Source organism: Pseudomonas kitaguniensis (assembly GCF_049199985.1).
In the GTDB taxonomy this organism is placed as follows: Bacteria; Pseudomonadota; Gammaproteobacteria; order Pseudomonadales; family Pseudomonadaceae; genus Aquipseudomonas; species Aquipseudomonas kitaguniensis.
The window spans coordinates 259,757-265,771 of record NZ_JBLZPT010000006.1 but is presented as its reverse complement, the minus strand read 5'-3'; the positions used below and the strand labels follow the sequence as shown (position 1 = coordinate 265,771).

The 6,015-nt window shown below is 58.6% G+C and carries 5 protein-coding genes; all 5 read right to left on the bottom strand.

The genetic code is table 11. The features are described from left to right. Positions 1 to 154: 154 nt before the first annotated feature. The 5 genes from ACOZK9_RS11450 to prfB all read right to left on the bottom strand — a co-directional run bounded on the left by ACOZK9_RS11450 (position 155) and on the right by prfB (position 5,524). Complete coding sequence (locus ACOZK9_RS11450) at positions 155 to 1,432, bottom strand: flavohemoglobin expression-modulating QEGLA motif protein (RefSeq protein WP_122252101.1); 1,278 nt, start codon at positions 1,430 to 1,432, stop codon at positions 155 to 157. A 21-nt stretch (positions 1,433 to 1,453) separates the two neighbouring features. Further along, a complete protein-coding gene (locus ACOZK9_RS11445) occupies positions 1,454 to 2,002 on the bottom strand; it encodes a hypothetical protein (RefSeq protein WP_058413644.1) in 549 nt (182 codons plus the stop codon). 9 nt (positions 2,003 to 2,011) lie between these two features. Beyond that, positions 2,012 to 2,728, bottom strand: a complete 717-nt coding sequence (locus tag ACOZK9_RS11440; RefSeq protein WP_099236125.1) for a TetR/AcrR family transcriptional regulator — start codon at positions 2,726 to 2,728, stop codon at positions 2,012 to 2,014. 106 nt (positions 2,729 to 2,834) lie between these two features. Further along, positions 2,835 to 4,334 carry a lysine--tRNA ligase gene (lysS, locus tag ACOZK9_RS11435; RefSeq protein WP_058413645.1) on the bottom strand — a complete coding sequence of 500 codons (1,500 nt, stop codon included), beginning with the start codon at positions 4,332 to 4,334 and terminating at the stop codon, positions 2,835 to 2,837. Between the two features lie 94 nt (positions 4,335 to 4,428). Continuing rightward, a protein-coding gene (prfB, locus tag ACOZK9_RS11430) for a peptide chain release factor 2 (protein WP_099236123.1) occupies positions 4,429 to 5,524 on the bottom strand; the annotation gives its coding sequence in 2 pieces (ribosomal slippage) (positions 4,429 to 5,451 and positions 5,453 to 5,524; 1,095 coding nt in all). Positions 5,525 to 6,015 lie beyond the last annotated feature (491 nt).

The window sequence follows — 6,015 nt, the reverse complement described above, 5'->3', positions numbered from 1 at the left end:
CTCAGGCCCTGGTCATCATCGCCCGCAAGCTGGCTCGCATCGCGTTTTCTCTCATGAAAAACCTGAGCGAATACCAGTCGAAAGCGGTTTTGGAGGCTTCCCCAAAACCATAGAATCTCCCACAGTTTTGATTCGGTTTGTTCGGGAATATCGTTTAAAGGATATTCGAGTAATCCGCCTCGATCCGGTCCAGGCTCAAGTGGTTGAGGAAGTTGGAGAAGCACATCCAGGCCGCCAATGCGTTCATGTCGCGAAACTGTTCCGGCAGGTACTTGGGCGTCACCACCAGGCCTTCATCGACCAGTTGGCGCAGGGTGCGCATGTCTTCCAGGGTGGTCTTGCCGCAGAACAGCAACGGCACTTGTTCCAGCTTGCCTTTGCGCACGGCCAACTGAATGTAGTTGTAGACCATGATAAAGCCCTTGAGGTAGGACAAATCCTTGGTAAACGGCAGCCCCGTCGGCGTCGAGCCACGGAACACGCGGCTGGCATTGCCGTAGCTTTCGGCCATTTCAAAGCCTTGCTCGCGGAAGAAATCGAACACCTGCAGGAAGTCGGCGCCCTCCTCGACCATGTGGATCGCGCGGGTGCGGTTGGTCAGTTTGCGCAGGCGGCTGGGGTACGAGGCGAAGGTGATGATCTCCATCAAAATCGCCAGGCCTTCCTGGGTCACGGTGGACGACGGCGGGCCTTTGGAAAGGAAGGTACAGATCGGCTGGTTCTGGCCGTTGAGGGTTGTGCCGACGTGCACCAGGCCCTCGTGTACTTCCAGGGCGCGCACGTCGCGGTCGTTGAACATCGCGTCGGCGCGAATCTTGATGTAGTCGGCACCCGCCGCGGCGTCGGCAACAATACCGTCGGACTCAAACACACGAATGGTTTCTTCGGCCTCGCCAAATACCTTGTTCAAGCGGGCTTGCAATAAAGCCACCGCGTCCTTGGCGGTCAGGGTTTTGGCTTCGTCCTTGAGGTCGCCACGGCCGTCGATCTGGTTCAGGTAGTCGGACATCATCATGCCCAAGTCGGCCAGGGTCGGGTCGCCGGCGTGGAACGCATCCGAGGCGGCGCCGTAGAGTTCCTGGGAGATCAGGCCAAAGTCTTCGGTGCCGCGCGCTTCGAGCATGCGCACCACCATGCGATATTCGCGGCACATGCGGCGCATGATCTGCCCCACCGGGCTGAACTGGCCGAGGCGGCGGGTGATGTCGCGCTCAATGTTCTGGAATTCCAGCTTGACCGCGCTGGAGTCAAACGACAACGGCCGGTTGAGGTAGTAGTCACGGTCCACGGCGGGCATCACTTTGCCCTTGCCCTTGAGAAACCCCTGGCGAATGCTTTCGTCCCATTTGACGGCGTCGAGCACGCGAATCGGTGTTTGCGCCAGCACAATGCGATCGGACAAGGCGCGTATCGTCTGCTGGTAATCGTCCACCCGGTGCTTCCTCTTTAAACGTTATTTGCCCGCACGCTGGTAGCGCACGGCTTCAACGAACACATCGGCATTGGCCGGGTCATCCAGGTAGGCAAATACCTGGGCCATGGGGCTGTCGACCACTACGCCGGCGCCCTCAACGGTTTCCACAGTGCTGCCCTGCAGCGCCCGCTGGCCTATGGCTTGGTGTATCTGCTCCAGATCGAGGTTATAGACCACCAATTCGTGCTTTTCGTCGAACTCGAAGCCCGCCACAAGGTAATGCCCACCGAACCTGGCCGGCAACGGTGCCGACAGGTACCAGCGGCTACCATGCCGCGAGACGCTGAACAGGTATTCATCACGCTGGCCCGGCTTGGCTTCAGGGTAGCTCACGGCTTTGTAACGGTGATCACCGGCACGCGAGATTTGCAGGTTGAGCGGCTCGCCCCAGGCATTTTTGCTCGCCCAATGGCCGAGCAGTTCATCCGGCGCGGCCTCATGGGCCGGCAGCGGGTGCTTGAACGTCACCAGGCAACCGCTGAGCCACACGAACGACAACGCGATTACCGCAACACGCCAGGCTTTCATCACATACCCCTATACCGAGGCCAGCACCAAATGCATGTAACGCTTGAGAATCTCAAGCATCTCCTCACCGGTCAAAGGCTCCTGGCCACCCAGCAGGCACTGATATTCCATCCGACCGATTATCGCCGTCAACACTTTGGCATCCTGTTGCGGCTCGCGCGAACCCAATACCTTGAAAAACTGCTCGGTGCCTTGCAACAGAATCTGTTGATGGGAGCGCACCAGTTCGGCCAGGCGCGGGTTCAACAAGGCTTCCTGGCGAAAAGCCTGCTCAGCCATCAGGTGTTCACGCCGGTTGGTCAGTTGGCGCAGCACATAGTCGGCCGTGAGCCGCGCAATGTCATCGGCCAACTGCGCGCGCGACTGCGGGCCGCCGTCGCCATAGGCGACCATCTCGCGCAGCAGGCCTTCGTTGCGCACCCACAGCTTGCCCATGAAGGCGGCGCTGCGCTCTACATATTGGGCGAAGGTGTCGGTGAGCAAGTCGTCGATGTCTTTGAAGTAGTAGGTGGTGGCCGACAACGGCACACCCGCCTCCGCCGCCACCGCGCGATGGCGTACGGCGCGCACGCCATCACGCACCACAATGCGCATGGCCGCATCGAGAATCTCTTGCCTGCGCTGCTCGCTGCCCCGGCGGCTGGCCTTGCGGCCCTGGTACTGGACGCTTTCAGCCACGGCCGCGGCAATGCCGGCGGCGCCTTCTTGAGCCATTACGCGGTTCACGACACCCATCCTTGAAAAGATCAAAACCTGGCGCTGTTTGCTTGACGCTTAAAGACGCCACATAAAAAAGCCGCCTTATAAAAGGCGGCTTCGGATTTCGCTACGGTTACGCTTGTGGCCGCATGTGCGGGAACAAGATCACGTCGCGGATCGACGGCGAGTTGGTCAGCAACATCACCAGGCGGTCGATGCCGATACCTTCACCGGCCGTCGGCGGCATGCCGTATTCCAGGGCGCGCACAAAGTCGGCGTCGTAGTGCATGGCTTCATCGTCGCCGGCGTCCTTGTCGGCCACCTGCGCCATGAAGCGCTCGGCCTGGTCTTCGGCGTCGTTAAGCTCGGAGTAGGCGTTGGCGATTTCGCGGCCGCCGATGAACAGCTCGAAACGGTCGGTGACGTTCGGGTTGTCATCGTTGCGACGGGCCAGCGGCGACACTTCGAACGGGTACTGGGTAATGAAGTGCGGCTGTTCCAGCTTGTGCTCCACCAGTTCTTCGAAAATCATCACCTGCAATTTACCCAGGCCTTCGAAACCCAACACCTTGGCGCCAGCTTTTTTAGCGATAGCGCGAGCCTTGTCGATGTCGGTCAGGTCGTCAGCGCTCAGCTCGGGGTTGTACTTGAGGATCGAATCGAACACCGACAGGCGCACGAACGGCTCGCCGAAATGGAACACCTTGTCGCCGTACGGCACGTCGGTAGTACCGAGTACAAGCTGCGCGAGTTCGCGGAACAGTTCTTCGGTCAGGTCCATGTTGTCTTCATAGTCGGCGTAAGCCTGGTAGAACTCCAACATGGTGAATTCAGGGTTGTGACGCGTCGAAACGCCTTCGTTACGGAAGTTACGGTTGATCTCGAAGACTTTTTCGAAACCGCCAACCACCAGGCGCTTGAGGTACAGCTCCGGCGCAATGCGCAAGAACATTTCCAGGTCCAGCGCGTTGTGGTGGGTCTCGAAAGGCTTGGCTGCGGCACCACCGGGGATGGTCTGCAGCATCGGCGTTTCGACTTCGAGAAAATCTCGCTGCATCAGGAAGCTGCGGATGTGGGCGATGACTTGCGAACGCACGCGGAACGTCTGGCGTACGTCTTCGTTGACGATCAGGTCAACGTAGCGCTGGCGGTAACGCTGCTCGGTGTCGGTCAGGCCGTGGTGCTTGTCGGGCAACGGGCGCAGGGATTTGGTCAGCAGGCGCACGCTGGTCATTTCAACGTACAGGTCGCCCTTGCCGGAGCGCGCCAGGGTGCCTTCTGCTGCAATGATGTCGCCCATGTCCCAGGTTTTCACCGAGGCCAGGGTTTCTTCCGGCAACGTTTTGCGGTTTACGTAGACCTGGATGCGCCCGGACATGTCCTGGATCACCATGAACGAGCCACGGTTGAGCATGATGCGACCTGCCACCTTGACCGGGATCGCAGCCTCTGCCAGCTCTTCCTTGGTCTTGTCCGCGTAGGTTTTCTGCAAGTCTGCGCAGTAAGCGTCGCGGCGGAAGTCGTTGGGGAAGGCATTGCCCTTGGCGCGCTCGGCAGCAAGCTTTTCCTTGCGCAGGGCGATCAGGGAGTTTTCTTCCTGTTGCAGGGCCTGGTCGAGTTGTTGGTCGCTCATGTCTTTAAATTTTCCATCAGGTTCGTTGTCCCCGGCCTGCGGCCGGGGATCGTCCGGCGAGGACTAGGCGTCCCCCCGGCGCTTGCAGTCTTTTTTACAGGCCCGATTTCAGGCTGGCTTCCAGGTATTCGTCGATATCACCGTCGAGCACCTTGTCGCAATCGCTGCGTTCGATGTTAGTGCGCAGATCCTTGATCCGCGACGCATCAAGCACATACGAACGGATCTGGTGACCCCAGCCAATATCCGACTTGGTGTCTTCCAGCGCCTGGGAAGCGGCATTGCGCTTCTGCATTTCCTGCTCGTACAACTTGGCCCGCAGCATTTTCATGGCGGTGTCCTTGTTCGCGTGCTGGGAACGTTCGTTCTGGCAACTGACCACGGTGTTGGTCGGCACGTGAGTAATACGTACCGCCGAGTCGGTGGTGTTTACGTGCTGACCACCGGCACCGGAGGAGCGGTAGGTGTCGATGCGCAGGTCGGCCGGGTTGATCTCGATCTCGACCTTGTCATCGATCTCTGGCGAGACGAACACCGCAGAGAACGAGGTGTGGCGACGGTTGCCGGAGTCGAACGGGCTCTTGCGCACCAAGCGGTGCACGCCGATCTCGGTGCGCAACCAGCCAAAGGCGTATTCGCCCTTGATATGCACGGTCGCGCCCTTGATACCGGCGACTTCACCGGCCGACAGTTCCATGATGGTCGCGTCGAAGCCGCGTTTGTCGGCCCAGCGCAGGTACATGCGCAACAAGATGTTGGCCCAGTCCTGGGCTTCGGTGCCGCCGGAGCCGGCCTGGATGTCCAGGTAGGCGTTGTTCGGGTCCATTTCGTGGCTGAACATGCGGCGAAATTCAAGCTTGGCGAGGTTTTCCTCGAGACGGGCCAGCTCGGCGACGACATCGCCCACTGCGCCTTCGTCGTTTTCTTCAACGGCCATGTCCAGCAGGTCGCGGCAATCGCCCAGACCGGTGTTCAATTCGTCGAGCGTATCGACGATCAGCGCCAGCGCAGCGCGCTCGCGGCCCAGTTCCTGGGCGTATTCAGGTTTGTTCCAGACAGCCGGATCTTCAAGCTCGCGATTGACTTCGGTCAGACGCTCATGCTTTTGATCGTAGTCAAAGATACCCCCGAATAGTTTCGGAGCGCTCGGACAGGTCCTTGATGGTGTTAAGGATCGGGTTGATTTCCATGGCGGGCAGCACTCGTTGGCGAACTTTTGAAAGCCTGCGAGTATAACGATAAACGGGCGGCAGCGGCAGCCCGCTTGGTCAAATACGCCAAGACGGCGCAGCCCTCTTTGAAGCAGAGCGGTCAGCGAGAGCTGAGCTTGCCAGCGACGGGCAGTGCTTCAGATAGCTGACTCAACCTCTAACGCCTGCCAAAAAACATACCGTTCATCTGTTTAGCAAAAAAATCAAGATCAATAAAAACCAACGCATAGAGCACTTATAAAAAAATACAGCCAAACCCGACTTTAATAAAAACAGTCAGTTAAACATCACACAAAAACGTCTTAGGACGTTACTTACAAACAAGCAAGAACATTAACACTCAAGCATCAGACCCGTCTTACAAAGCTTCCCACCCACTTCAAAGCATATCAAAAAGCCAGCCACTTGCGCTCTTATTGAACTTAATTAAGTTAAGCCATAGCGTCGTACGTATTACGTGTTCGTCAGCG

Coding starts and splice junctions, on each gene's coding strand:
- ACOZK9_RS11445 (WP_058413644.1), bottom strand. CDS start 2,002: ATGAAAGCCTGGCGTGTTGCGGTAATCGCGTTGTCGTTCGTGTGGCTC.
- lysS (WP_058413645.1), bottom strand. CDS start 4,334: ATGAGCGACCAACAACTCGACCAGGCCCTGCAACAGGAAGAAAACTCC.